The sequence below is a fragment of the Lachnoclostridium sp. Marseille-P6806 genome (genome assembly GCF_900625025.1).
Classification (GTDB): domain Bacteria; phylum Bacillota; class Clostridia; order Lachnospirales; family Lachnospiraceae; genus CAG-791.
In genome coordinates this window covers 87,185-112,149 of the sequence record NZ_LR130574.1, presented here as the reverse complement: position 1 = coordinate 112,149, position 24,965 = coordinate 87,185, and the positions used below count along the sequence as shown (strand labels likewise).

Genomic DNA, 24,965 nt, shown 5'->3' with positions numbered 1-24,965 from the left:
ATTGATTGCCGCGGCAGGCGGAGAGGATGAATTATGAGCTTTGAACAGTTGCAATTTGATCCGGACAGTGTATTTCTCGTCACCGGAGGGGCGGGCTTTATCGGCTCCAACCTCTGTGAGGCGCTGCTTCGCATGGGGTATACCGTGCGCTGCATGGACAATCTGTCCACCGGACATAAGGAGAACATACAGCCGTTTCTGGCTCATCCGCGCTTTCGCTTTATTGAGGAGGACATCCGGAATCTTGACGCCTGCATGGCGGCGACGGAGGGCGCGGACTATGTTCTGAACGAGGCGGCGTGGGGAAGCGTCCCGCGCTCCATCGAAATGCCGCTTCTCTACGAGGAGATCAATATCCGCGGGACACTCAATATGATGGAGGCCTCGCGGCAGAACGGCGTGAAAAAATTTGTGTACGCCTCTTCGAGCTCCGTCTACGGCGATTCAACGACGCTCCCCAAAAAGGAGGGCGGCGAGGGCGAGCTGCTCTCTCCCTATGCGCTGACCAAGCGGACGGACGAGGAATACGGAAAGCTCTACAAAAAGCTGTACGGTCTTGATACCTACGGGCTCCGCTATTTCAATGTGTTCGGCCGCAGACAGGATCCGGACGGCGCGTATGCGGCGGTCATTCCGAAGTTCCTGAAGCTCCTCATGAACGGCGGGACGCCCACCATCAACGGGGACGGGCGGCAGAGCCGTGATTTCACCTACATCGACAATGTGATCGAGGGGAACCTGCGCGCCTGTCTGGCGTCCGGCGATGCGGCGGGCGCGGCCTACAACATCGGCGCGGGCGGCCGGGAATATCTGATCGACGTCTACCATGCGCTCTGCGATGCGCTGGGGATTGTGCGCGAGCCGAATTACGGACCGGAACGAAGAGGGGATATCCGGGATTCCAACGCGGATATCACGGCGGCGCGGGAGAAGCTCGGCTACGATCCGTCCTATGATTTCAGGGCGGGCATTCAGCTCGCGATCGACTGGTATCGTGAAAACCTGTGAGCGTGCGCGGAGCGCGGATGTTCCGGCGGAGAGGGAGATGACGGGAGACATGGCAGGCGGAAAGCCGATCCGCATTCTTCATGTGCTCGGCGTTCTGAATATGGGCGGCGCGGAGAGCCGCATCATGGATCTTTACCGGCACATTGACCGGAGCCGGGTGCAGTTCGATTTTCTGGTGCACAGCGCTGCGCCGGTTCCGGGGACGGCATCTCCGACGACGGAGCAGCTCATGCAGCGGCGGGAGCCGGAGGCCTATGACGCGGAGGCACGCACTCTCGGCGCGAGGATCTATGCGCTGCCCCGCTTCAATGGGAAAAACCTCGCGGCATACCGGCGGGCGGCGCGGCGTTTTTTTGCGGAGCACCATGATTTTGCCGCTGTCGAGGGGCATATGACATCCATGGCCTCGGTCTACCTGCCGATCGCGAAGCGCGCGGGGGTGCCGGTTGTCATTGCGCACGTCCGGAGCGCCGGCGTTTCGTCCGGGCTTCGCGGGCTGGCGACAAGACTTCTGCGCGTGCCGCTCCCTTTTGCGGCGGATCATCTGCTGGCCTGCTCGCGGCTTGCCGGGGAGGCGGTATACGGCAGACGGATGATGCGCTCCGGGCGGGTCAGAGTGGTGCCGAATGCCTTGGAAATCGAGGAATTTCGCTTTCGGCCCGCTGTCCGAAAGGCCGTCCGGCAGGAGCTCGGGATCCCGGAAAATGCCGTTGTTCTGGGGCATGTCGGACGCTTTGACGATGCCAAGAACCACTCCTATCTTGCGGAGCGTTTCATCGAATTGTGCAGCGGGGAGAAAGGGGATTTCCGTCTTCTCCTTGTCGGAGAGGGCAGGCGCATGGACGCCGTCCGGGAGCGGCTTGCCGCGGCGGGACTTGCACAGCGCGTGATGTTTTGCGGGCAGCAGCCGCGCAGGAGGACGCAGGCCTTATATCAGGCGATGGATGTCTTTGTGTTTCCCTCGCTGTACGAGGGGCTGCCGGGGACGGTGATCGAGGCGCAGGCGGCGGGGCTTCCCTGTCTGATCTCGGATCGGATCACGGACGAGACGGCGGTCACGCCGTTTGTAGAAAGGCTTTCGCTGGAGGAGCCGGAGCGCTGGATCAGAGAGCTTCGGACGCTGGCGTCGGAGCAGGCTGCAGGCGACGCTGCGTTCTGTGCGGAGGGCACAGAGCGGGCGGCTGGAGCAGGGACGGAGAGTGTGCAGCTCTGCGGACGGCCCGGGCGTTCAGAGGCTGCGCAGGCCGCTCTCGCGGAGGCCGGGTTTGATATCCGCAGACAGGCAAGGAGCATGCAGGAATGGTATCTGTCGCTGAAATAAAAAACAATTCGTCCCGTCCGCGTCTTCTGCTTGTCGTGCCGGCGCTTCATCAGGGCGGCTTTGAGCGGGTCTGTGTACTGACGGCGCGGCTTCTCGCCCCGTTCTATGAAATCACGATCGCGGCATTTACGACCGAGCACACGGACTACGATGTGACGGGGCTCACGGTCGTGGATCTCGGGCTCCCGAGCAGAGCCGGGAGACTCGGCAAGCTCGTCACGTGGCAGGCGAGGGTCCGCGCCCTGAAAAGACTGAAAAAAAAGCTGGGAATCCGGATTTCTTACAGTCTGGGGCAGACGGCGAATCTGGCCAATGTCTTTGCCCGGGCGGGCGACCGCTGCATCGGCAGCATACGGAGCTATCAGGATATGCAGAATCCGTGGAAAATCCGTCTGTTCTGCCGACGCTTTGACCAGGTGATATGCTGTTCCGCGGCCATTGAAGAAGAGCTTCGCCGGGATTACGGCTGCGGGAGCGCCGTGACCCTCTACAATCCGGTTTCCGTGCCGGAGAGGGCGGCTCTTGCGGAGGGACGGGCGGCACTTTTTAATGAGAGAGAGGATATCCGCCGGTTTACGGAGCGCCATGCCGTGCTTTTCATGAGCATGGGGCGGGAGGACGACGTCAAGGGCTTCTGGCATCTCATCAAGGCGTTCGCCGTCCTGCGCAGAGAGGCGGGGGACGTTGCCCGCGCGGGGCTTGTGATCATCGGTCTCGGGGATTTTGCGGAATACAAAGCGCTTGCATCTGAGCTCGGCATAGCAGAGCATGTCCTCTTTACCGGTGTCCTGCATGAGCCGCATCCGCTGCTGCAGATGGCGGACGGGTATATCCTGACCTCGATCAACGAGGGCTTTCCGAATGCTCTGGTGGAGGCGATGGCGCTGGGCGTTCCGGTGATCGCGGCGGACTGCCCGACAGGCCCGCGTGAAATTCTGATTTCCGGGGCCGGCGCGCCGTGCGGCGTGCTGCTTCCGCCGCTTTCCGGAGAAAAGGATCTCTCCGCGGAGCACATCCCCGAGGAGGATATTCATTTGGCGCAGAGCATGCGGGCGCTGCTGGAATCGCCGCGGGAGGAGGCCGGCAGGGCGGGAAAAGTCCGCGCGGCGGATTTTTCCATGGAGCGGTACAGGGAGCGCTGCCGGGAGTTTCTCGGCATCTGACGCTGCGCGGCAGCGGTGATTCCTGCGCGGCGTTTTGCAGAAAGGATTCATATGCACTACGGTGTTGTCGTCTTCGGCGTCAAGGATACGTCCGAACATATCATTGAATTTATTCACAGGGAGCTCTGTCCGGTGGAACTGGTCATCACGATCGCGCAGGAGGTGACAGCGCGCAATCAGGTTTCCGGCTTCAAGGGGCTCTCGTTTCTGACAGAAAAATACGGGATTCCGGTGTTTGAAGCAAAGTCCTATTTCCTCACCGACGAGAGGACGCAGCGCTTCATCGGAGAAAACACCTTTGACCTCGGCATCGTCATGGGATGGCAGAGGCTCATCCCGCCGTCGGTTCTGGACGCGTTCTCGCGCGGCATCTTCGGATTTCACGGGAACTGCGGCTACCTGCCGTTCGGGCGCGGGCGCTCGCCGCTCAACTGGTCGATCATTCTCGGCGACACGCGCTTTCATCTGAATCTCTTCCGCTATGATGAGAAAGCGGACAGTCCGAACGTCTTTGCGACGGAGCTGTTTTCGCTGAACGAACACGATGATATCCGCACGGCGCAGTACAAAAACATGATCTGCAGCAAGCGCCTCATCCGAAAGCTGATCGCAGCCTACCGGCAGGGCGGGGAAATTCCGATCCGCAGGGATTCAAAGGACTTTGACTCGTGGTACGCCAAGCGGACGCCGGCGGACGGGAAGATCGACTTCCACGACAGAACCCGTCATATCTACGATCTGATCCGCGGCGTGACCGCGCCGTTTCCGGGTGCGTACTGCTTCCTGAAAAAAGGGGCGGATGCGGAGGACGCTTTCCGGATCACGGTATGGGAGGCGCATCCCTTTGATGAGATGATCGATTTTTCGGACTATGCGCCGGGTGAAATCGTTGATGTCTTCGACGGCAGGCCGGTCGTGCGGACCGTAGACGGCTCGCTCCTCATCGACCGTTTCGAGGGCGGGGCGGAGCCTCAGGCGGGCGATCTTCTGTACTGAGGAGCGGGAGCGTTTATCTTCTATGCATAAAATAGCGTTTCATCTCAACAATCTGGAGCAGGGCGGCGCGGAGCGCGTCGTCAGCAATCTGGCCAATCAGTTTGCGGCAGAGGGCTTTGAGGTCCTCGTTGCGACGGAGGAGACGGGACAGAATGAGTATTTACTGGACCCGCGTGTGCGCCGCGTCCATGTGGGGCTTCGCCCGGAGGATGAAAAAAAGAGCCGCGTACGGAAGTTCCGGCTGCGGGTGAAATATCTGCGGCAGTTCATGGAGGCAGAGCGTCCGGATGTGCTCTGCGCATTCGCCCAGCGTGCTAATTATCGCGCCCTGATGGCCGGGAAAGGGACCGGCGTCCCCGTGGTCATTTCGATCCGCACGGACCCGGTGGGGCACTATGACCGCCTCTCGGACCGGATTCAGATCCGCCTGCTTTTTCCCCGGGCCGCGGGCTGCGTCTTTCAGACCACGCTTCAGCGGGAGTTTTTCCGTCCGTATCTTCAGGATCGTTCCGCGATCATTTTGAATCCCATTCACCCGAAATACATCGGGCGTCCGCGGCCGGAGCGCAGCGAAAAGAGCGTCGTGCAGTCGGCGCGCCTTGTGGATTTCAAGAATCAGCCGATGCTGCTGGATGCGTTTGAGCTCGTGCACCGCAGGCACCCGGACTATGTGCTCCGGATTTACGGCGGGGACAGCGGCGACGGGACGAAAGAAATTCTGGAGAGAAAAATCCGGGAGCGGGGGGCGGAATCCTATGTTATGCTGATGGGAGCCTGTGGCGAGCTCGAGAGAGAGCTCACAAAGGGCCGGATCTATGCCTTTTCCTCCGACTGGGAGGGGCTGCCGAACGCATTGATGGAGGCCATGGCCCTCGGTATGCCGGTGGTCGCGACGGACTGTCCCTGCGGCGGGCCGGCAGAGATTATCGAAAACGGGAAAAACGGACTGCTGGTGCCCATACGGGATCCGGAGGCGCTGGCGGAGGGAATCTGTCGGCTGATCGAGGACGACGCGCTGGCGGAGCGCCTCGGCGCGGAGGCGGCGCGGCTCTCGGAGCGCGCCTCCGGGGAGGTGATACTCCGGCAGTGGCGCGCATATCTGGAGACGGTCTCGGCTCCCGGGGCGCGCTGAGTGTTTCCTCACAGTGCAGAGAATCCGGAATGCCGAGCCGTGCGCTCGTTTTTCGGCAAAGGAGAGAACATGTTTTCATATGAGGATTATCGGGAAATCATCCGGCGCATCAAGGAGACCGGGCTGCAGGCGGACTATGCAGAGGCCCTTGAACGGGACGCGTTCATCATCATGCGCCACGATGTGGAATATTCCGTCGAGAGGGCGAGAGAGCTTGCCAAGGTGGAGGAGAGTATGGATTTCCGCTCCACCTACTTTTTCCAGTGGACGAACAATTCCTACAATATCCTTTCCCGCAAGAACCGCGATATTCTCACGGACATGCACGAGCGCGGGCAGCATATCGGCCTGCACTTTGCGCTGAACGGCATGACGGATATGGAGCTCGTCCGGAAGAGAATACGCAAGGAGATCGATATGCTGAGCGATATGCTGGGCTTTGAGATCCGCGCATTCTCGATTCACCGGCCCTCGCCCGATGTTCTGGCGGAAAACATCAAGCTGCCGGGGATACTCAACGCCTACCAGGACGACTTTTTCAGCTTTGCGCCGAACGTGACGGACGATACGTCCCTTGCGGTCAAATATATGTCCGACGCCAATCATATCTGGCGCTACGGTTATCCGGACGAGGCGAATATCCGGGGACACCGCAGGGTGCAGATTCTGACGCATCCCTTTGCGTGGACGAAAAAGGGCTATGACAATCTGAACAATTACCGCACTCTGATCGATGAGAAGTACATGGAAATGATCGATTCGATCGACAATGAGTGCAAGGATTTCGCGGAGCTGCGGGAGCACTTTGAGACGGTTCCCAGCCTCCTGCGGAAGCAATGACACGGAATGGCGGGTTATTTGTGTGAAAAATCACGCTGATGCGCTGATTTTTCACACAGCAATTTGTGCCGAAGCCCAAATTGCTCCTGATCGCAGCCGCAAAACCGCCGGCGCGGATTTTGCGGCGCGCGCCTGACACAAAGTGCTTCGGCATAGTGGTTCGTATGTGCGGAATCTGCGGATACATCGGAAAAAAACGGATTACGGAGGAGGCGCTGTCGGCGATGAACGACAGCATGACGCACCGGGGGCCGAATGACGCCGGAACCGCCCGCTTTGAGGCGGCGGAGGGCGTGCAGGTTCTGCTGGCGCACCGGCGGCTTTCGATCAACGACCTGTCCCCGCAGGGCCATCAGCCGATGACCTCGGCGGACGGGGGGCTCGTCATCGTGTTCAACGGAGAAATTTATAATTTCCGGGAGCTGCGAAGCGAGCTGCCGGATTATCCCTACCGCTCCTCCTGCGATACGGAGGTCATTCTTGCGGCGTACCGGAAATGGGGAGAGGACTGCTTCGATCATCTGCGGGGAATGTTTGCCCTCGCGATCTATGACAGAGAGGAGCGAAAGCTTGTCTTTGCGAGGGACCGCATCGGGAAGAAACCCTTTTACTACTGGCTTGACGGAACGGAGCTGGCCTTTGCCTCCGAGCTGAAGCCGATTCTGCTCTGTCCGGGCTTTACCGGGTGCATCCGGCGGGATGTGATGGCGAGGTTCCTGTTTCAGCAGTACATCAACGCGCCGGAGACGATTTTTGAGAATGTGTACAAGCTGGAGCCGGGCATGCGGATGACGCTGCGGCTCGGCGGCGGGCCGGCAGAGAAGCGTCTTATGAAGACGCGGTACTGGAGCGTTCCGGAGGTTTATCACCGGATGGCCGCCGATCCGATCCGGGATTACGCGGAGGCGAAGCGGAGGCTCTCGGAGGCGCTCACCGCCGCGACGAGGGAGCGCATGGTCGCGGATGTTCCGCTTGGCTCCTTTCTCAGCGGGGGCTACGACAGCTCGCTGATTTCGGCGATCGCGCAGAGGATATCCCTGCAGGAGGGCGGGCAGCCCCTCAGGACGTTTTCCATCGGCTTTGAGGAGAAGCAGTACGACGAATCCGGATACGCGCGGGAGGTGGCGCGGCATCTCGGGACCGATCACACGGAGCTCTGCATCGGAGAAAACGAGATGTTCGGGCTTGTGGACAGCATTCCCGCATACTTCGACGAGCCCTTTGCGGACAGCTCGCAAATCCCGACCATGCTTGTGTCCATGCTGGCGCGGCGCGAGGTCACGGTCGCCCTCTCCGGCGACGGCGGCGACGAGTTTTACTGCGGCTACAATATCTATGACAATGTTCGGCAGGCACAGCTTCTTGACGGAATCGGGGCGCTCGCCCATGCGGTGGGACAGCTTCCGGCCGGAGGGGGGCGGAAGCTGGAATCGCGTTATCCGTTCCGCGTCCGCGTGGTCGCGGCCAACCGGAACCGCGAGACGAAGACCCAGTTCGGCGCGGGGAGCTATGTGGAGCATGCGATCCGGATGGTGCAGGCTCCGGAGGGAAGCGGCGGCCCCTCCGCGGGCGGCATGCTCCCCGTGAATTATCCGGTGGAGAGCCGCTACGGCGTGAGAAACTGGCAGATCCGGAGGATGCTGCTTGACATGGAGTACTATCTGCCGGGCGATATTCTGTGCAAGGTCGACCGTGCGTCGATGAAATATTCGCTGGAGACCCGCTGCCCCATCCTCGATCAGGAGGTGATGGAGCTTTCGTTCCGCATTCCCCATGCGTTCAAGTGCCGCAGAGGGGAGAAGAAAGCGATACTCAAGGATCTCTCCTATGATTACATCCCGCGCGCGCTTCTTGATCGGCCCAAGCGGGGCTTCGGCGTTCCGCTCGACAAATGGCTGCGGGGCCCTCTCCGGGAGCGGCTCGAGGCGTACTGCGACCGGGATTTTCTTGCCCGGCAGGGACTGTTCGACTCGGATTATACCGCAAGGCTCATGGCGGGCTACCTTGCAAAGGGGGACGGGGGTCCTGCGACCGGGGCGAACTATTCCAAGCTGGCATGGTCGTTTTTTGTCTTTCAGCAGTGGTATGAAAAATATATGGGATGAACACGGAGAAGCGGATGCCGAACATTGCGTTGTTTATCAATTCACTGAATAAGGGCGGTGCGGAACGCGTGATGGCGAATCTGGCGGATTATCTCTGCGAGCGGGGCTGGCAGGTGACGCTTGTGACCCAGTACCGCCGTCCGGACGAATACCGGCTGCGTCATGCGGGCGGAGACGGCATCCGCCGGGTTCTCTCGGACATCACGGGGCGGGAGCTCTGTGCGCTGCCGCTTGTCGGGAGGCCGGTCAATTTTTTCCGCCGCTGGAAAAAGCTTCGGGGGATATGGAAAAAGGAGCGGCCGGATATCATACTCTCCTTTATCGGAAAAAATAACGTCATGGCCCTGTCCTCGGCATCGGGACTGGGGATTCCGGTCGTCGTGTCCGTCCGCAGCGATCCCGCGAGAGAGTACGCCGATCCGAGACTGCGCAGAGAGATGCTGCGGTTTTTCCCGCGCGCGGCGGGAGTCGTGCTCCAGACCGCGGCGGGAAAGGATTTTTTTCCGCAGGTTATCGCGGAAAAGGCCGTGATTCTTCCGAATCCGCTGCATGAACAGTTCATGCGGGAGCCGTGGACGGGCGAGCGGGAGAAGACCATTGTCTCCGTGGGACGCATCGATGAGAATAAAAATCAAAAGCTGATGATCACGTCGTTTTCACGTCTGGCGGCGGCATTTCCGGAGTACCGGCTGGTGCTGTACGGAGACGGCCCCGCGCGGGAGGCGCTCGAGGCGGAGACATGCCGGCTCGGACTTGCGGAGCGGGTTCTTTTTGCCGGGACGACGGAGGACGTGGCGGAACGGATCAGCCGGGCGTCGCTCTTTCTCCTTGCCTCGAACCGGGAGGGGATGCCGAACGCTCTGCTCGAGGCCATGGCACTGGGACTTCCCTGCATCGCGACGGACTGTCCCTGCGGCGGCCCGGGCGAGCTCATCCGTGACCATGAGAACGGGATCCTTGTCCCGGTGGGCGATGCCAGGGCGATGGAGGAGGCCTGCCGGGAGCTGCTGGAGGCGCCGGAGCTTGCCGCGCGGATGGGACAGGCCGCCGTCCGGGTCCGGGAGCTCTGCGCTCCGGAGCAGGCGCTTGCCCGCTGGGAAGAGTATCTGCGGAGCGTGCTGGATGGAAGCAGCGGGGGACAGGTATCGGAATGACCAGAAAACAATGGATGCAATCGGCTCTTTTTCTTGCCCTCTTTCTGTTTCTTCTCGCGCGCCTCACGTATATCCTGCGAACAAACGGAGACGTCAAGGACCGCTTCAACGGATTTTATGCGGAGCCGAAGCACAGCATCGACGCGGTGATGATCGGGTCGAGTCCGGTGTTCCCGTATTACAGCACGCCGCAGATGTACGGGGAGACGGGACTGGTGTGCTACCCTCTTTCGACGAACACGCAGCGGCCGGCAGCCCAGCTCTATCTCGCAAAGGAGGCGCTCTCGCGGCAAAGCCCGGAGCTTCTCATCTTTGAAGTGCGCATGTACACGGGCGACGAGCATGATATGACGAACAACATGGCATTCACGCGCGGGGTGACGGACAATCTCCGCTACTCGGCTAACCGGGCGGCGGCGATCCGCACCCTGCTTGACGAGAGCCGCGTGGAGGGCGGGATCTCGGATCCGGACAAGGAAGCGTACAGCTATTATTTTGATATTTTCAAATATCATGCAAACTGGCGCTCGCTTCGCCTTTTCGGTCAGTGGGAAACGGCTTTTTACAACGTGCCGGACGCGCAGAAAGGCTTTGATATCACAGACGATGTCGCTCCCATCGTGCTGGAGGATTGGTCGGAGGATATGGCGGAGACGCCGATTCCGGCGGTACAGGACGAGTGTCTGACAGAGCTCATGGACTGGCTGAACGAGAGAGGGCAGCAGGCTCTTTTTATCGTTTCGCCCTACCTCCTTACAAAGGAACAGATGGAGATGTTCAATTATATCGGGACCCGCGTGCGCTCGGAGGGCTTCGGTTTTGTGAACATGAACCGGGAGTACGGGGCGATTGGTCTTGATGGAGCGTCTGACTTCAAGGACTACGGCAGTCACACCAATGCCTCCGGAGCGCAGAAAGTCACGGCATGGTTTGAGCGGTACCTCGCCGAGAACTATGATCTGCCGGACCGCCGCGGGGATGCGCGCTACGGCTCGTGGCAGACGGCCTATGAGCAGTGGACGGCGGAGCAGGCGGCGGCGATGGAGACGATACGGGGGCATATCGAGGACGGGAGCTACGCGAAAAAGCCGGAGGAAGCGGAGTGAATGGAGGTTTTTTATGTGCGGAATCGCGGGGCTGATTCACGGCGGGCCGGCGGCAAAAGAGAATATTGAGAGAATGAAGAGCCGCATGGCGCACCGCGGGCCGGATGCGGATGGGAGCTGGGTCTCCGGCGACGGCGCGGTGGCGCTGGGGCATCGCCGCCTTGCGGTGGTGGACCTCACGGAAACCGGCGCGCAGCCGATGCTCTCCCGTTCCGGGCGCTATGCGATGGTCTACAACGGCGAGATCTATAACAGCGCGGAGCTCCGTGCGCAGCTGCTCGCGGAGGGGAATGTCTCTTCCCTGCGGGGGAGCTCGGACACGGAGATTCTCCTCGAGAGCTTTGCGGCGTTCGGAATAGAAAAGACGCTGCGGGCGTGCCGGGGGATGTTTGCCGTCGCGCTGTATGATCTCGAGCGGCGCGAGCTCACGCTGATGCGGGACCGGATCGGAGAGAAGCCGCTGTATTACGGCTTTGCGGGAGCTGTCTTTGCGTTTGCCTCGGAGCTGGGAAGCCTTGCTCTGCTGGACGGCTTTGACGGCGAGCCGGATCGCCGTGTGCTGCCTTTTTATTTTGCGCGGGGCTATATCCCCGCGCCCTGCACGATCTACCGGAATGCGGCGAAGCTCCTGCCGGGGACGACGCTGACGCTGAAAGTCACGGAGGACGGCGTGGAGGGCGTCTCGCGCGGCGGTGCGGGGACGGGGCGCGCGGTGCGGAGCGTCGGGGAGCTGAGCGCCTTTGTGACCCCCTACTGGTCGCTGCGGGAGACGGCGCAGCGCGGACAGAGCAACCGGTTCCGGGGGAGCTTTGAGGAGGCATCGGCAGAGCTCGAGCGTCTTCTCCGGCGCGCCGTCCGGGAGCAGAGCGCCGCGGATGTCCCGCTGGGCGCGTTCCTCTCCGCGGGGATTGACAGCAGCACGATCACGGCGCTGATGCAGGCGGAGAGCACGGCGCGGGTCCGGAGCTTCACGATCGGCATGGAGGACCGGGAGCACGATGAGGCGGAGGCGGCGGCGCAGATTGCACGGCAGCTCGGCACCGATCACACGGAGCTGTATATCACGGAGGAGGACGCCAAGGCCGTCATTCCGCTGCTTCCGGCGATGTTCTCCGAGCCCTTTGCGGATTCCTCGCAGATTCCGACCTATCTCGTCAGCCGGATGACGAGACAGCACGTGACGGTGTCCCTTTCCGGCGATGCAGGGGACGAGCTGTTTGCGGGTTATAATGCCTATTCGTGGGCGGAGGGCAAGTGGCGGAAAGCGAAAAAGCTCCCGCCCCTCCTCAGGAGGCCCGCAGGGGCGGCTCTCCTGCGCAGCCCGCTTGCCGGAAAGAAGCTGTGGCGGGGGCGGGGGCTTCAGCTTGCCGCGCGGGGGCCTCTTGACATTCATGATTCCGCATATTGCAGCGATCCGTTTGCGGACGGCCTTGTTCTTTCCCCAGACGGAGCGGCGCTCCCGCTGATCCCGGAGGAGACGCCGTATGCCGCGCTTCCGCCGGACGAGCCGGGAGAGCTGTATCATGACTGCATGCTGGGGGATATGCTGCTGTATCTGCCGGACGATATTCTGGTAAAGGTGGATCGGACGTCTATGGCGGTATCTCTGGAGACCCGCGTGCCGTTGCTTGACAGGGATGTAGTGGAATTTGCGTGGTCTCTCCCGGTGGAGTTTCTTCGCGGGGACGGAACGGGGAAGCGGATACTTCGGAACGTCCTTTACCGCTACGTGCCGAAAGAGCTCATGGACCGGCCGAAAAAGGGTTTTTCCGTGCCGGTGGCAGGATGGCTCCGCGAGCCGGGACTCAGAGAGTGGGCGGAGGAGCTGCTTGTGCCGGAAAGGCTCCGGGCGGAGGGATTTCTCAATGTATCGGCGGTGCGCCGGCTCTGGGATGATTTCATGCGGAACGGCGTGTGGAGGCCGCAGATCTGGTATGTGCTGATGTTCGAGGAATGGATGAGATCAGAGAGAGGCGGACGGCAGAGCGCCTGAACGCCGCGGAGGATCACCCCCGCCCAGTTCGGAGCCCGACAAGGAAGCGCTTTCCGCGGGCCATGCCGTACTCCAGAGCGCACCCGAGAGGACCTCTGGGCCCGGCCGGGCATTGCAGCAGCTCGTCGTAGGAGATCACCTTTCCCCCCTCCAGCAGTGTCTCATAGAAAGCGAAGTCGCTCTCTGTCATCGTGTTTGTGTGGAGGACAAAGGTGGTCATGCCTCTGCGGGCGGCAAGAGCCCTGCGCCGGTCGGCGGAGATCGGATAGAACGTCATGCCAGCGCAGCGGTAGGGCGCGCGGCCGAAGCCGTCCGTGATACGGGTGAAGCCGTTGTCTTTCAGGGCCGTCAGAGTAGACCGGTCGTAGGAGTGGGAGGGGGCCATGAAGATATCCGTGCGGATGCCCTGCTCTGCAAGAAGCCGTTTCCCCTCCGCGATCATGTCCCGCTGCCGGGAGAGAGAAAGGCCCGCAAATTCGGACTGGCGGTTCAGCGGAAACATGCCGCCGTCCGCCGTGGTATAAACATGTGTGAGGCCGTGCATGGCGATGGTCCAGCCGGCCTCTTTCCACTGTCTTACGGAAGCCCAGAAGTCTTCGTGCGGCGCCTCGAAATGGAGCCCTGCATCCTGCGGCGACGGCACGACGCCGATGAGCGGGCGTATTCCGGCGCGGTCCAGCAGTGCTTTCATTCTCCGGAAACGGGCCCAGTCCATATCGGCGGTAATATCATCCATGCGCAGCGCAATCTTCATGTTGTCCTCCGTGCCGAAGTGTTCCCGGCGAGGTATGCGCCGCAATCACCCAGCGCCAGCGCGCAGGGTGCCGAGTCGCGTTGCGGCTCGTGCCGTCCCTCTGCCGGACAGCAGTTTCGTTTGCTGAAAGGTCCGCGCAGGCGGTTTTGCGGCTGCGATGGGGGGCTATTTGGGCTTCGGCAATTTTATTCAGGTGTTCTGCGGCGGGGTATTTGACTTCTCAAGGGTCAGTTCTTTCTTCCGCTTATCTTCAGCTGTACTTGTATATCTTAAAAGATATGCTGAGCCGGCTGAATAATTATGAGTGCAATTTAAACCTGACAAAACTTGCAGCATCCAGAACTCTGTTACGAAGTTCAACATAGTGCTTAAACTTATCGTTTAGGTACATGGACGGCAATTGTGTATTTTCTGTAAATGTATGCAGATAAGGAATATAGGATGCGGAAAGGCTATGATTATATTTAACGGAACCATCACTCATAATTGCAATTATGTTTCTATCAAACAATTTATGGTGATTCTCGCACAGCCAAAGGCCATTATCCCCATCTGTTGCATATCGAACTTTATCATCTATACTGATTGATTTTGCAGCCTTTATGCTCGCAACAGGCCAGATATGTGCGCCTTGAATTATATCAGGAATCGTACATCCACACAGGGCGCAATGTTTCTCTCCGAGTTTATTGAGCAGATTATACTGATACCTCGGAGAACGCAGTTGATTATCACGGCTCTCTTCAAAAATTCTTTTTTCAAAAGTCAAGTCGGTTTTTATAATATCAACCGTGTCCATTTTTCTAAGGACTTGTAAACTTGAGTCTGGCAGTTCGTTCAAATTGCCTTCTAATATTTCATATAGCTTTATTTTTTCTGCGTGCCCAATTATCATGGACATTGCATAACATATAAGACTGGATTCATATTTGCTTGCACCATAGGTTTTGCAATAAGCCTCATATTTGCCGTCTTCGTTTTTGCTAATATAAGTGGAATTATTGCTTCTGTTTGTTCCGCGATTCTCATCACGTGCTCGCATCATGTCTTCAATTGTTACAAAACTAGTTGTTGCGGATGAGATGGGAAAATTCAAGAAAGTGAATCCTACTGTCTGCATAAGCCTATAGATGAACAAATGATAATCTGTTGCTGGATTTCCATGTTTGCAGATGAAATAATAATATAATTTTTTCTTTTCATACGGGCACATATAAAAGATATTAAATGCCGTAGGCACGCTCTGAATACTTGAGTTGCGTCCCTCGACAGCTAGTTCTGAAAATGTTATGAAGTGAACATAGCCACCATAGCGGAGTGTTGCCAGACGGCCCTTATTATAGGTGTTAGCTAAAAAAACATCGCTATAATCATTTTCTACATATTGACAATTATAATCCGAGCGACCGGTTATTTTCTGGCAGATATCTTTTAGGTTTTCATCCTCAAGTTGATCTTGAAAGGTTACCCCTGTCTGTGCAGATTTTTGTAAATTTCGCTTGATTACAAATAAAGGTTTATCATTCATAGTTGACTACCAATATTTCCTTTCTGCGACTTCCGGATATCCCTAGAATATCTCCCAATTCTATGATGTGGTAATTGTTGTCTCTCGTCCAATTCAGTAGATTTTGGTTTATTTTGCCTTTATGTTCCAAAATGTAGGACAGCATAAATCGGCTTCCCACGCTGTTTAATCTGTCCAAAAAATTGAAGAGTGCAAACTCTTGCGAAGCATCCCAGCCTTTAAAACCTCTTTTTCCATCATTATACGAGCCATTGGTAAGCATATACGGTGGATCGAGATATATGAACGTGTGCCCATCATTAACATGTTGAAACATTTCCGTGTAATCTGAACAGTAGAATCGAACATTTAATTCCTTTATACGGCGGGAAAAACTTATAAGCTTTTCCAAAATCTTATCGTTAAACCATCGCATCCCCACAGGATTGTTAAATTCATGGTTTCCATTAAAACGAACCTGTTGTTGAAAACTATATAGTATTACTACGAGTAATAATCGTGGATCACGTTTATTCTCTCTAAAAGAGTTGTAATAATTGCGCACTTTGAGATAGGAATCTTTATCTCCACGTTCCAATTTAAAGCGCTGTATTATTTTTTTCATATAGACAATATAGGAAAACGTATCATAATGCCAAAAGGATTCGATAAGTTCCTTGACAAAGTGATTGTACTCATTGTATATGATGCTTTCAGAATTTATATTGATTCCAACATTAAAACCGCCCCCAAACGCATCTATAAAATTGTCTATATCGACAGGAAGACCTTTTTTTATTTCTGTAATTACACGAGTTTTGTTTCCTATATAGTTGAGCGGTGATTCATATACAACATTCGATGGATTCTTTTTCTCTACAAAGAATAAATATTCAAAATGTTCCTTATGGTTTTGTGACTTCCAGTTCTGATATTTTTTATAGCTAATTTTTTTACAGCAATATGTTTCTGCTTTTCCATAGCGTTTCATAACAGCTTCAATATATTCTTTAGACATGAAGCCGTCATTGTTATAGCTAAGGACAATATAGCGCGCTTTGGTTTTAGCAATAATCTTGTCGAAAAGGATATTAACCTTGTACTCTTTAGACCAATCAGATCTCATAGGCATGACGGGGCGAGATCCCGTCACCTTGCTAACACAAGGAAAATCATTCAAAATTAATGTTTCAAGCAAATGATATTGTGTTCCGTACTGATTCTGTGTGTACGGTGGGTCTAAATATAGAATATCGCATTCGACGTTCGAAATGATAGTTTCTATTTTATCATTATAGATTTTAACATCTTCTGGTGTGCGTTCATTATATGACGGCTTTACAAATTCAATCGGTTTTAATGCTCGTCCATCCCATTTTTTTAAGAACGCACCGTATACTCCTGCAGTATTTGAAACCTTTGATACTGACTCTATAAGGCTGGCAAGAAGAAACATATATTCTGATTCAGTAAGCAATTCGCCTCTATACCATTCTTCTATCTGATTTCTGAAATAGTCGATCCGTGCTGCATTCTCAGGAGTAAAATACATTCTTTCGCTTTCCGTCGGAGCGTATGTTTTATATATAAAACCGTGAATTTTATCACAGCTTTGATTTAAAAAATCAAACGGATCAAAGCCAAGCTTTTCAAAATGACAGATTGGAGCATATAATCTGCCGGCGGTATAAACGGTGGCCCACCTAAGATTGTCATTAATAACAACGCCAAATTTATTTTTTAATCTGTCTGATACAGAGCCTGTTCCGCAAAACGCATCGAATAGAGTGAGCTTATCATTGGATGTTATTTTGCTATCAATAAAAGAATCAATTTGCTCTACGATTGACTCTTTATTTCCGATAAATCTCATTTCTCTGACACCTTATCCTCATCAGGTATGAAATCAACGATATCGTCTACCTTACAGCCCAATACTCGGCATATTTTTTCTATCGAATCGAGGGACACATACTCGTCCCGGCGCATTCGTGTTGAAATATTGGCGCTGTATCCGGCTTTTTTCTGAAGCTCCGCAGCTGTCATATTTCTGTCTATCAGCATATGGAATAATTTCTTGTAACTTACAGCCATAGTAATCCTCAATGCCGAAGTGTTTTGTGCGAGGCATGCGCCGTAGAATCCGCGCAGGCGGCTTTACGCCTCCTCTTCGTCACGGTGTACGCCATATATTGTATCACGAAAATGTGAATTTTCAGAGCATCTATGAAAATTTATTCCCGCGGGCAATGAGTGGGGCGTACAAATAAAGCGGGCAAGGGTTATACCCTGCCCGCCGTAGATATAAGATCAGGCTGCCGCTGAAATCGATACAGACGCGGCAGAAACCATTTCTTGATTCATTCATGTGATACGCAATTATTGTATAGAAATCCCCGGCCGATCAGTTCAGTATTCCCGTGGACTGAATGAAGAGAATCAGCATCAGAACCGGGGCGGCATATTTCACCATTGCGCTGTAAAGGCCCTTTTTCCGCATGACGGCGCCGCCGTATTCCATCTCCTCTGTGACATAGAGCGGCTTCACGATCCAGCCGATGAGGATGCAGGAGAGGAAAGCAATAAACGGCATCATGACGCTGTTGCTGATGTAATCCATCAGGTCAAGGAGCTGTCCGACCGAGCCGTTGGGAAGCTTGATCTCCACGTAGAACACGCTGTACCCGAGGGCGATGACCGCGGATGCGGCGAGATAGACGAGCGTGAGCGCCAGCGTTGTTTTTTTCCGTCCGCTGCGGAAGATGATCATGCAGTTGGCCACAATCGTTTCAAGGACCGAGATGCAGGAAGTCAGCGTGGCGAAGACGGTCATGATGAAAAAGGCGGCTCCGACCGCGGCGCCGGCCTTTCCCATGGAGGCGAACACCTGCGGCAGGGAAATGAACATCAAGCTGGGACCGGCGCCCATCCCCTCGGTTCCCTGAAACACGTAGACGGCCGGGATGATCATGATTCCCGCGAGGAACGCCACGAGGGTGTCAAAGCCCTCGATCATGGTGACGGCGTGGTTCAGATTGACGTCCTTCTTCACATAGGAGCCGTAGGTGATCATGATTCCCATGGAGACGGAAAGGGAAAAGAAAAGCTGGCTCATGGCGTCCAGAAGAATTTGCAGGAAGCGCTTCACGGTAAGTCCGGTGAGATCGGGCGTGAGATAAATCAGAAGTCCCTGAAGACCCGTGCGGATGCGGCCGTCCGCGTCCTCGTGACGGAGCGTCAGGGAGAACACGGCGATGCCGATCACCATGATGAGAAGAATGGGCATCATGAATTTCGAGACCTTTTCAATGCCGCTCTCCACGCCCATGTAGACGATGAACGCCGTGACCGCCATGAAGAGCAGGGCGAACGCGGCCGCGATCCACGGAGAGGAGATAAAGTCGGTGAAGTAATGGGCGTCTGCGGTTTTCAGAGCTTCGCCGCCAAGGAACGCCGCGGCATAGCGGGTGATCCAGCCGCCGATGACGGCGTAGTAGGTCATGATGATGACGGGGACGAGAAATGTCAGAACACCGAGAAATTTCCATTTCGGGTTCATCTCCGTATAGGCGAGAATCGAGCTTTTTTGCGTTCTCCGGCCGATGGCGATATCGGAGGAGAGCAGGGTGTAGCCGAACGTCAGGGCAAGAATCAGATAGACGATGAGGAACAGACCGCCTCCGTCCTTGGCGGCGAGATAGGGAAAACGCCAGAGATTTCCGACGCCGACGGCGCTTCCCGCCGCGGTCAGGATAAAACCGAGCTGGCCTGTAAAGGATGATTCGCTTTTCATCTGTTCCTCCCGTCTGCGGATGCCCGCAGGAATCGAATCCGGAATCCAAACCGGAATACATAACTTCTGAGAGCGTAACCCGTGCATTGATATATGTAAAATGAATGGTTAAACTATAAGATATGAAAAATAGTAATGGAAAGAGAGAAGCCGGCAGGTCATGAGCATCAGCAGATATCAGATTTTTCTCAAGGCGGCGGAAACAGGGAGCGTATCCCGCACCGCCGAGGCCATGGGCTACACGCAGTCCGGGATCAGCCATGTGATCAGGGGGCTGGAGGAGGAGCTGGGCATACAGCTTTTCATCCGCAGGAGGAACGGGGTGGAGCTCACGGCGAATGGGCAGAGGATCCTGCCCTATGTGAGGAATGTTCTTCGGGAGGAGGAAAATCTGCGGAGCTTCACCTACGACATGAACAATAAGGTCGAGGGGACGCTGCGCATCGGCTCCTTTTCCAGCGTGACGGAGTCGTGGCTCCCGGATATGGTGCTGTACTTCCGGGAGCATTACCCGCTCGTGAAGCTGGAGATCATGGACGGGAACTACGATGAGATCCGGAGCTGGATACGGCAGGGCATCGCGGACGTAGGCTTTCTGTCCTCGATTGCGGCACAGGGGCTCCGCTTTGTTCCGCTTTACCGGGACCCTCTGTGCGTCATATTTCCGCCGGGGCATCCTCTCGAAGCGCTTGAGGAGGTGACGCTCGCCGAGGTGATCCGCTATCCGCTGATCATGGAAGCGCCCGGCTGCGACAATGACATCAAGCAGCTTCTCGAGAGCTTCGGGCAAACGCCGGACTCGGAATTTTATTTCCGGGATGACGGGGAGATTGCCGCCTTTGTTGAGAAAGGCGTGGGGATTTCCATTTCGCAGGAGCTGGTGCAGAAGTCGATGCCCGGGAAGCTGGTCATGCGCTATTTTTCTCCGCCGGTCAGCCGCAGCATTGGGATCGGCTCCCTGCCCGCATGGAACTCGCTGCTGGGAACCGTATTTCTTGCCGAGATGCGGCGGTATCTGGACAAAACCCCATGATTACTGCGGCTGTGATATAGTTATGAGAAGAACGGCCGGCGCCCTGTGATGGGAGGCCGGCGCGGGGCATCCCTGCGGGCGCTCCGGCATGGAGGATTTATGGTCATTATCCGTCTTTCCGGCGGCCTCGGAAATCAGATGTTTCAATACGCATTTGGAAGAAAGCTCCGCACTCTCGGGCGGGAGGTCTTTTTTGACGATGTGAGCGGCTATGAGCGGCAGGAGGAGACGGGCGTCTGCCGCCCGGTTCAGCTCGGACTTTTCGGCATCGACTATCCCCGCGCGCGGAAAGAGGATATCACGCGTCTCCGGGACGCCTCGCTCCGTCTCCCGGCGCGTATTCGGCGGAAGATCTTCGGCCGCCGCTCGCGGGAGCGGAGCGACCGCGATTTTATCTTTGCCCCGGAGCTTCTTTCTCTGGATGAGGTGTATTTCAGCGGCTGTTTCCAGAGTCCCCGCTATTTTGAGGATATTGAGCAGGAGATCAGGGAGTGCTTTGCCTTTCCGGAGGGGATGCCGGGGCTGGACGAGGCGCTGCGCCGGCGCGGAGAGCAGCTCCGGGCGGAAAATTCGGTCGCGGTGCATCTTCGCTTCGGCGATTATCTTGACAAGGCGGAGACCTACGGCGGGATCACGACGCGGGCCTATTATGAGGCGGCGCTGCGCATCGCCGCGGCGGAGCCCTCTTCGGGAGGCGCCGTGCATTTTTATATCTTCACGAACGAGGCGCCTCTTGCGGAGAGAGAGTTTTCGCAGATGGAGCTTCCGGAGAATGCCGGATTTACCGTTCTCTCCGGGAGCGATGAGGAGCACGGCTATCTGGATCTCTATCTTATGAGCTGCTGCCGGAGACATATCATCGCCAACAGCAGCTTCAGCTGGTGGGGGGCTTTTCTTGCTTCATCGGAGCAGGTGATCGCGCCGTCCCTCTGGATCCATATGCCGGACGGCTCGGATGCCGCGAGGACGGATATCTTCACGGAAGACATGCTGCGGATCAACCGGGACGGACAGCGCGCCGCGGGGCCGGGAGCTGCGGAGCCGCTCGTTTCCGTTATCGTCGCGGCCTATAATATCGAACGCTATCTTCCCCGCGCGCTGGACTCGCTTCTTTGGCAGACATGGCGGCGGCTCGACATTCTTGTGGTGGATGACGGCTCGACGGACGGGACGCCCGGGATCGCGGACGCCTACGCGGCGCGGGACCCCCGAATCCGCGTGATACACAAGGCAAACGGCGGCCTTTCGGACGCCCGGAACGCGGCGCTCCCCGAGGCGCGGGGAGACTACATCGGGTATCTCGACGGGGACGACTGGTGCGAGCCGGAGATGTATGAAGCCATGGTGCGCGCCTGTCTTCTTACGGGAGCGGAGATCTCCGCCGTGCAGTACCGGCAGGTGCAGGAGACGCAGGCGGAGAGCATTCTGCGCTCTCCGGCCCGTCCCCGCGACATTGACCATATACTTTCCGGAAGTGTATTATTAAACAGGTGCGGAGCGCTCGAAAACTATCTGGGCCCCGGGGAGCCCATCCTCTTCAATTCCGTCTGGAGCAAGCTGTTCCGGCGGGATATCGCGGACGGCATTCTTTTCCAGACGGGAAAAAATTCAGAGGATATTGTTTATACGGGACGGACTTTCTGCCGCATCACGGTCTGCGCGGTGCTGCGGGAGCCTCTGTATGACTATCTCTCCGACCGGCAGGGGAGCATCATGAACCGGAAGCTCGGCGAGCGGCGGCTCCGGGACGAGATCCCCAACTGGTGCGGGCAGATCGCCTGCTTCCGGGAAAACGGCCTGCCCGATATTGCGGACCGGGCGCTGTATATGCTCTGCCGGAGGCTCCTTGCCTATGACCTGGAGTTTCGCAGAACGCCGGGGATGAAAGCGTATGCCCGGGAGCTGGAGGCGCTGGCGGAGAGTAACAGAGACGAGATTCGCCGCATATACGGCGCGGATTATGTGAGAAGAGGCGACCGCTTCCGGATGGCGCTGTTTCTGCGCTCGCCGGGGTGCTATGCGCGTGCGGCGGCGCTCTATGAGAGACTCGCGGTTCCGCTGAAAAGCGGCGCGCGGCGTCTTATTCGGACCATTGTTTCCGAAGACAGGGGGCAGAGCGGGAAATAGGATATGGCAGAATATAAAAACGGAAAACTGCAGCTTCCGAATGTGACGCTGGCGGCGATGACCAGCGTGAAGCTCGGGGCGACCGTAAAAGCGCTGGAATACAGCTGCCGGGGCGTCGACTTTGCCGCGGTGACGCTGATTTCGCACAAAAAGCCGCTGTTTCTTCCAAAGAATATCCGCTATCAGCATATTGACCGAATCGACCATATCGACCGGTTCAATTACGATATGATCTATGAGATGTGGAGGTACATTCACACGGACTATATGCTTCTCGTGCATTACGACGGCTTTGTGGTTAACCCGGAAAGCTGGCGGGATGAATTTCTGGATTACGATTATATCGGCTCGCCGTTCCCGGTTCCGAAAGACGATGTCACTTACCGCGACCCGGAGGGCAGGCTCATCCGTGTCGGGAACAGCGTCTCGATCCGCAGTCTCCGGCTGCTGAAATTTCCCTCGCAGAGCGGCATGCCGTTTGAGGCGGATCACGGCTTTTTCAACGAGGACGGCTTTATCTGCGTAAAAAATCACCTTCTTTTTGAGGAGGCGGGGATGCGCTTTGCGCCGTTTGAGCTTGCGAAATATTTCGGGCACGAGAGCATGCAGCCGGAGTTTGAGGGGATACGCCCCTTTGTCTTTCATAAATGGGCGGGGACGAACGCGGAGTATCCGAACTTTCTTTTCAAGAGCCGAAGAGTGCAGAAGCTGATGGACAGACTGGATCTGCGGGAATCGGCGCGTGCCTCGCGGGGGACGCTTCGGCATGGGGCTCAGTATGAAAAATCACGCTGATGCGCTGATTTTTCACACAGCAATTTGTGCCGAAGCCCAAATTGCTCCTGATCGCAGCCGCAAAACCGCCTGCGCGGATTTTACGGCGCGTGCCTCGCAAAAAAACGCTTCGGTATGGGGAGTACTATGGTATATGACTGCTTTCAGTTCTTCAATGAGCTGGATATTCTGGATCTGCGGCTCCATATTCTGAGCGATGTGGTCGACCGCTTTGTCATCAGCGAGTCGACAGTGACCTTTTCGGGGGATCCCAAGCCTCTGTTCTATGAGGAGAACCGGGAGCTGTTCCGGGAGTTCAAGGACAGGATCATCCATGTGGTTGTGGACGACACGCCGATGGACTGCGACGCCTATGCGCGGGATCATCATCAGAAGTGCGCGGTGATGCGCGGCCTCACGGAAGCGAAGCCGGAGGACATCATCATTTTTTCCGATGTGGATGAAATTCCTGATCCGGAAACGCTCCGGGAGCTTCTCCCCGCGGTGGAGGACGGCAGGATCTATATGCTGGCGCAGCGCCTGTTTTACTGCTTTCTCAATCTTGAGGATGTCTCCGGAAAGAATCTTTCGACGACCGGCGAGTTTGAGGGCGCGGAGCCAAAGCGCTGGCTCGGGACGAAAATATGCCGTAAGCGCCTCCTGTCGCAGTACACGACCGAGCAGCTCCGGGACAGGGAGCAGCAGGCCATCGGCGTGCGGGTGGACCGCGGCGGCTGGCATTTCAGCTATATGGGCGGGGGAAAGGATCAGTCTGTAGAGGACCGGGTCCGCTACAAGATCCGGAGCGCGGCGCATCAGAATTACAATAACCGCCGGACGCTCTTTGAGGTCGGCAGCAATCTTCGCAGCAAAAAGGATATTCTGGGACGGGACAGCGAGCTGGTGGTCAGCGTGATTGACGACAGCTATCCCCGGTATCTGCGCGAGCATATAGATCGCTTTTCCTATCTTCTTTATAAGGAACCGAAGTGGTATCAGCGGCTCTGGGACAGGGTCAGCGTCGGCGCCATCGAAGCGCGCAGGCGCATGCTTCTGCGGGGGCGGTGCGGACGCGGCGGAGGAGAGCGCGGATGATCGGAACGGAATTTCTTCCCGGGCAGGGGCTCGGAAACCGGCTCTTCTGCTATGTCACGGCAAGGTGCCTCGCCGAGGAGCTCGGCGTGCCCTTTGTAACGGCGGGATGGGAGCTTCTGCAGGCGGATTTCCTCTCCGCCGGGCCGGGACAGCGCGCGGAGGAGCTGCCGCCGGGCGTGCGGCTTGTCCGGTACGACGAGGCCGAGGAGCGGATATACTGCAAAAACTCGCCGCATGACATGACCCGCGGCTGCTATATTGCCGGGGCGGATCCGGGGCTTCGTGAGATCGCGGGCAGAGCAGACGTCTGTACGCTCCTGTACGGAAATCTGCAGGCCGAGGCGTATTTCCGCGGGCACCGCGGGGATATCCGCCGCTGGCTTGCCGTGAAGCCGGAGTACGAGTCGGACGAATATACGGCGGACGATCTGTGCATCCTCAACCTGCGGGGCGGGGAGTACCGGGACAAGAGTGAGCTTTTTCTCCGGAAAAAATACTGGACGGACGCCATGGCGCTCATGCGACGGGAGAATCCCGCCATGCGCTTTATGATTGTGACGGACGACATGGAGGCGGCGCGGGAGCTGCTGCCGGAGCTCCCTGCGTATCATTTTTCTCCGGAAAAAGACTATGTGACCGTGAAGAACGCCCGTTATCTTATCCTTTCCAATTCGAGCTTCGCGTTCTTTCCGGCCTATACGAGCGATACCGTGCGCATGGTGATTGCGCCGAAATACTGGGCCCGTCACAACGTTTCGGACGGTTACTGGGCCTCGGAGCAGAATATTTATGATGCGTTTGCGTATCTCGGTCGGGACGGCAGGCTCTGTACGGCAGAACAGTGCCGGGAGGAGCTTTCGGCGTACCGGAGGAGCCGCCGCTTTGCCCGCAGAAAGCGGCAGAGGGCATGGGAAAGTGATGCGCCGGCGGTTCGTCTGCTGAGTCAAAAACAGGCCCTTTGCCGGAAGCTTCGGCGCGCGGCGGATAAGCTGCGCCGGTGTGCTGCCGGAGTCGGCCCGGAGAGCGGACGGGCATCCGTCTGAGAGAGCAACTGAGGGAGCAGG

At 57.0% G+C, this 24,965-nt stretch carries 20 protein-coding genes; 15 read left to right on the top strand and 5 right to left on the bottom strand.

Going from position 1 to position 24,965, the window contains the following annotated elements:
• The first annotated feature begins 33 nt into the window (after positions 1-33).
• The 10 genes from E0E20_RS00500 (at position 34) to asnB (E0E20_RS00455) (ending at position 12,818) form a co-directional block, all read left to right on the top strand.
• Positions 34-1,008 (top strand): SDR family oxidoreductase, encoded by a 975-nt coding sequence (locus E0E20_RS00500; protein WP_130836119.1) that lies wholly within the window; start codon positions 34-36, stop codon positions 1,006-1,008.
• A gap of 37 nt (positions 1,009-1,045) precedes the next feature.
• Positions 1,046-2,329, top strand: a complete 1,284-nt coding sequence (locus E0E20_RS00495) for a glycosyltransferase (RefSeq protein ID WP_242622590.1) — start codon at positions 1,046-1,048, stop codon at positions 2,327-2,329.
• Positions 2,308-3,492, top strand: coding sequence for a glycosyltransferase (locus tag E0E20_RS00490; protein WP_130836118.1), 1,185 nt, complete (start codon positions 2,308-2,310; stop codon positions 3,490-3,492). The genes E0E20_RS00495 and E0E20_RS00490 overlap by 22 nt, the downstream gene beginning before the upstream one ends.
• A gap of 51 nt (positions 3,493-3,543) precedes the next feature.
• Positions 3,544-4,488: a methionyl-tRNA formyltransferase gene (locus tag E0E20_RS00485; protein WP_130836117.1), complete on the top strand. Its 945-nt coding sequence runs from the start codon at positions 3,544-3,546 to the stop codon at positions 4,486-4,488.
• A 22-nt stretch (positions 4,489-4,510) separates the two neighbouring features.
• Positions 4,511-5,620 carry a glycosyltransferase gene (locus E0E20_RS00480; protein WP_130836116.1) on the top strand — a complete coding sequence of 370 codons (1,110 nt, stop codon included), beginning with the start codon at positions 4,511-4,513 and terminating at the stop codon, positions 5,618-5,620.
• Positions 5,621-5,689: 69 nt separating this feature from the next.
• Complete coding sequence (locus E0E20_RS00475) at positions 5,690-6,460, top strand: hypothetical protein (protein ID WP_130836115.1); 771 nt, start codon at positions 5,690-5,692, stop codon at positions 6,458-6,460.
• 164 nt (positions 6,461-6,624) lie between these two features.
• The gene (asnB, locus tag E0E20_RS00470) at positions 6,625-8,565 is read left to right on the top strand and encodes an asparagine synthase (glutamine-hydrolyzing) (RefSeq protein ID WP_130836114.1); all 1,941 of its coding nucleotides are present in this window, start codon (positions 6,625-6,627) and stop codon (positions 8,563-8,565) included.
• 14 nt (positions 8,566-8,579) lie between these two features.
• Positions 8,580-9,719 carry a glycosyltransferase gene (locus tag E0E20_RS00465; RefSeq protein WP_130836113.1) on the top strand — a complete coding sequence of 380 codons (1,140 nt, stop codon included), beginning with the start codon at positions 8,580-8,582 and terminating at the stop codon, positions 9,717-9,719.
• Positions 9,716-10,825, top strand: a complete 1,110-nt coding sequence (locus tag E0E20_RS00460; RefSeq protein ID WP_130836112.1) for an SGNH/GDSL hydrolase family protein — start codon at positions 9,716-9,718, stop codon at positions 10,823-10,825. The genes E0E20_RS00465 and E0E20_RS00460 overlap by 4 nt, the downstream gene beginning before the upstream one ends.
• 13 nt (positions 10,826-10,838) lie before the next feature.
• Positions 10,839-12,818, top strand: coding sequence for an asparagine synthase (glutamine-hydrolyzing) (gene asnB, locus E0E20_RS00455; protein ID WP_130836111.1), 1,980 nt, complete (start codon positions 10,839-10,841; stop codon positions 12,816-12,818).
• 13 nt (positions 12,819-12,831) lie between these two features.
• Here asnB (E0E20_RS00455) and E0E20_RS00450 read toward each other — a convergent pair whose 3' ends face one another.
• The 5 genes from E0E20_RS00450 to E0E20_RS00430 form a co-directional block, all read right to left on the bottom strand.
• Positions 12,832-13,572: a DUF2334 domain-containing protein gene (locus tag E0E20_RS00450; protein WP_130836110.1), complete on the bottom strand. Its 741-nt coding sequence runs from the start codon at positions 13,570-13,572 to the stop codon at positions 12,832-12,834.
• Positions 13,573-13,870: 298 nt separating this feature from the next.
• The gene (locus E0E20_RS00445) at positions 13,871-15,100 is read right to left on the bottom strand and encodes an HNH endonuclease signature motif containing protein (protein WP_130836109.1); all 1,230 of its coding nucleotides are present in this window, start codon (positions 15,098-15,100) and stop codon (positions 13,871-13,873) included.
• Complete coding sequence (locus E0E20_RS00440) at positions 15,093-16,952, bottom strand: DNA adenine methylase (RefSeq protein ID WP_130836108.1); 1,860 nt, start codon at positions 16,950-16,952, stop codon at positions 15,093-15,095. The genes E0E20_RS00445 and E0E20_RS00440 overlap by 8 nt, the downstream gene beginning before the upstream one ends.
• Positions 16,949-17,173, bottom strand: a complete 225-nt coding sequence (locus tag E0E20_RS00435) for a helix-turn-helix domain-containing protein (RefSeq protein WP_130836107.1) — start codon at positions 17,171-17,173, stop codon at positions 16,949-16,951. Before E0E20_RS00435 ends, E0E20_RS00440 begins: the two co-directional genes overlap by 4 nt.
• Positions 17,174-17,483: 310 nt before the next feature.
• Positions 17,484-18,872, bottom strand: a complete 1,389-nt coding sequence (locus E0E20_RS00430) for a sodium-dependent transporter (RefSeq protein ID WP_130836106.1) — start codon at positions 18,870-18,872, stop codon at positions 17,484-17,486.
• Positions 18,873-19,032: 160 nt separating this feature from the next.
• Between E0E20_RS00430 and E0E20_RS00425 the strand changes: the two genes are divergently transcribed.
• The 5 genes from E0E20_RS00425 (at position 19,033) to E0E20_RS00405 (ending at position 24,944) form a co-directional block, all read left to right on the top strand.
• The gene (locus E0E20_RS00425; RefSeq protein WP_130836105.1) at positions 19,033-19,905 is read left to right on the top strand and encodes a LysR family transcriptional regulator; all 873 of its coding nucleotides are present in this window, start codon (positions 19,033-19,035) and stop codon (positions 19,903-19,905) included.
• A gap of 99 nt (positions 19,906-20,004) precedes the next feature.
• Positions 20,005-22,032, top strand: a complete 2,028-nt coding sequence (locus E0E20_RS14105; RefSeq protein ID WP_242622588.1) for a glycosyltransferase — start codon at positions 20,005-20,007, stop codon at positions 22,030-22,032.
• A 3-nt stretch (positions 22,033-22,035) separates the two neighbouring features.
• Complete coding sequence (locus E0E20_RS00415; RefSeq protein ID WP_242622587.1) at positions 22,036-22,827, top strand: DUF5672 family protein; 792 nt, start codon at positions 22,036-22,038, stop codon at positions 22,825-22,827.
• Positions 22,828-22,953: 126 nt separating this feature from the next.
• The gene (locus E0E20_RS00410) at positions 22,954-23,901 is read left to right on the top strand and encodes a glycosyl transferase GT17 family protein (RefSeq protein WP_130836104.1); all 948 of its coding nucleotides are present in this window, start codon (positions 22,954-22,956) and stop codon (positions 23,899-23,901) included.
• Complete coding sequence (locus E0E20_RS00405; protein WP_130836103.1) at positions 23,898-24,944, top strand: glycosyl transferase; 1,047 nt, start codon at positions 23,898-23,900, stop codon at positions 24,942-24,944. Before E0E20_RS00410 ends, E0E20_RS00405 begins: the two co-directional genes overlap by 4 nt.
• The last annotated feature ends 21 nt before the right edge of the window (positions 24,945-24,965 follow it).

What these genes read in the sequence shown, in the direction of transcription:
- E0E20_RS00480 (WP_130836116.1), top strand. Translation starts at nt 4,511, where the DNA reads ATGCATAAAATAGCGTTTCATCTCAACAATCTGGAGCAGGGCGGCGCG.
- E0E20_RS00465 (WP_130836113.1), top strand. Translation starts at nt 8,580, where the DNA reads ATGCCGAACATTGCGTTGTTTATCAATTCACTGAATAAGGGCGGTGCG.
- E0E20_RS00435 (WP_130836107.1), bottom strand. Translation starts at nt 17,173, where the DNA reads ATGGCTGTAAGTTACAAGAAATTATTCCATATGCTGATAGACAGAAAT.
- E0E20_RS00430 (WP_130836106.1), bottom strand. Translation starts at nt 18,872, where the DNA reads ATGAAAAGCGAATCATCCTTTACAGGCCAGCTCGGTTTTATCCTGACC.
- E0E20_RS00450 (WP_130836110.1), bottom strand. Translation starts at nt 13,572, where the DNA reads ATGAAGATTGCGCTGCGCATGGATGATATTACCGCCGATATGGACTGG.
- E0E20_RS00485 (WP_130836117.1), top strand. Translation starts at nt 3,544, where the DNA reads ATGCACTACGGTGTTGTCGTCTTCGGCGTCAAGGATACGTCCGAACAT.
- E0E20_RS00440 (WP_130836108.1), bottom strand. Translation starts at nt 16,952, where the DNA reads ATGAGATTTATCGGAAATAAAGAGTCAATCGTAGAGCAAATTGATTCT.
- E0E20_RS00405 (WP_130836103.1), top strand. Translation starts at nt 23,898, where the DNA reads ATGATCGGAACGGAATTTCTTCCCGGGCAGGGGCTCGGAAACCGGCTC.
- E0E20_RS00475 (WP_130836115.1), top strand. Translation starts at nt 5,690, where the DNA reads ATGTTTTCATATGAGGATTATCGGGAAATCATCCGGCGCATCAAGGAG.
- E0E20_RS00445 (WP_130836109.1), bottom strand. Translation starts at nt 15,100, where the DNA reads ATGAATGATAAACCTTTATTTGTAATCAAGCGAAATTTACAAAAATCT.
- E0E20_RS00425 (WP_130836105.1), top strand. Translation starts at nt 19,033, where the DNA reads ATGAGCATCAGCAGATATCAGATTTTTCTCAAGGCGGCGGAAACAGGG.
- asnB (WP_130836111.1), top strand. Translation starts at nt 10,839, where the DNA reads ATGTGCGGAATCGCGGGGCTGATTCACGGCGGGCCGGCGGCAAAAGAG.
- asnB (WP_130836114.1), top strand. Translation starts at nt 6,625, where the DNA reads ATGTGCGGAATCTGCGGATACATCGGAAAAAAACGGATTACGGAGGAG.
- E0E20_RS14105 (WP_242622588.1), top strand. Translation starts at nt 20,005, where the DNA reads ATGGTCATTATCCGTCTTTCCGGCGGCCTCGGAAATCAGATGTTTCAA.
- E0E20_RS00490 (WP_130836118.1), top strand. Translation starts at nt 2,308, where the DNA reads ATGGTATCTGTCGCTGAAATAAAAAACAATTCGTCCCGTCCGCGTCTT.
- E0E20_RS00495 (WP_242622590.1), top strand. Translation starts at nt 1,046, where the DNA reads ATGACGGGAGACATGGCAGGCGGAAAGCCGATCCGCATTCTTCATGTG.
- E0E20_RS00500 (WP_130836119.1), top strand. Translation starts at nt 34, where the DNA reads ATGAGCTTTGAACAGTTGCAATTTGATCCGGACAGTGTATTTCTCGTC.
- E0E20_RS00410 (WP_130836104.1), top strand. Translation starts at nt 22,954, where the DNA reads ATGGTATATGACTGCTTTCAGTTCTTCAATGAGCTGGATATTCTGGAT.
- E0E20_RS00460 (WP_130836112.1), top strand. Translation starts at nt 9,716, where the DNA reads ATGACCAGAAAACAATGGATGCAATCGGCTCTTTTTCTTGCCCTCTTT.
- E0E20_RS00415 (WP_242622587.1), top strand. Translation starts at nt 22,036, where the DNA reads ATGGCAGAATATAAAAACGGAAAACTGCAGCTTCCGAATGTGACGCTG.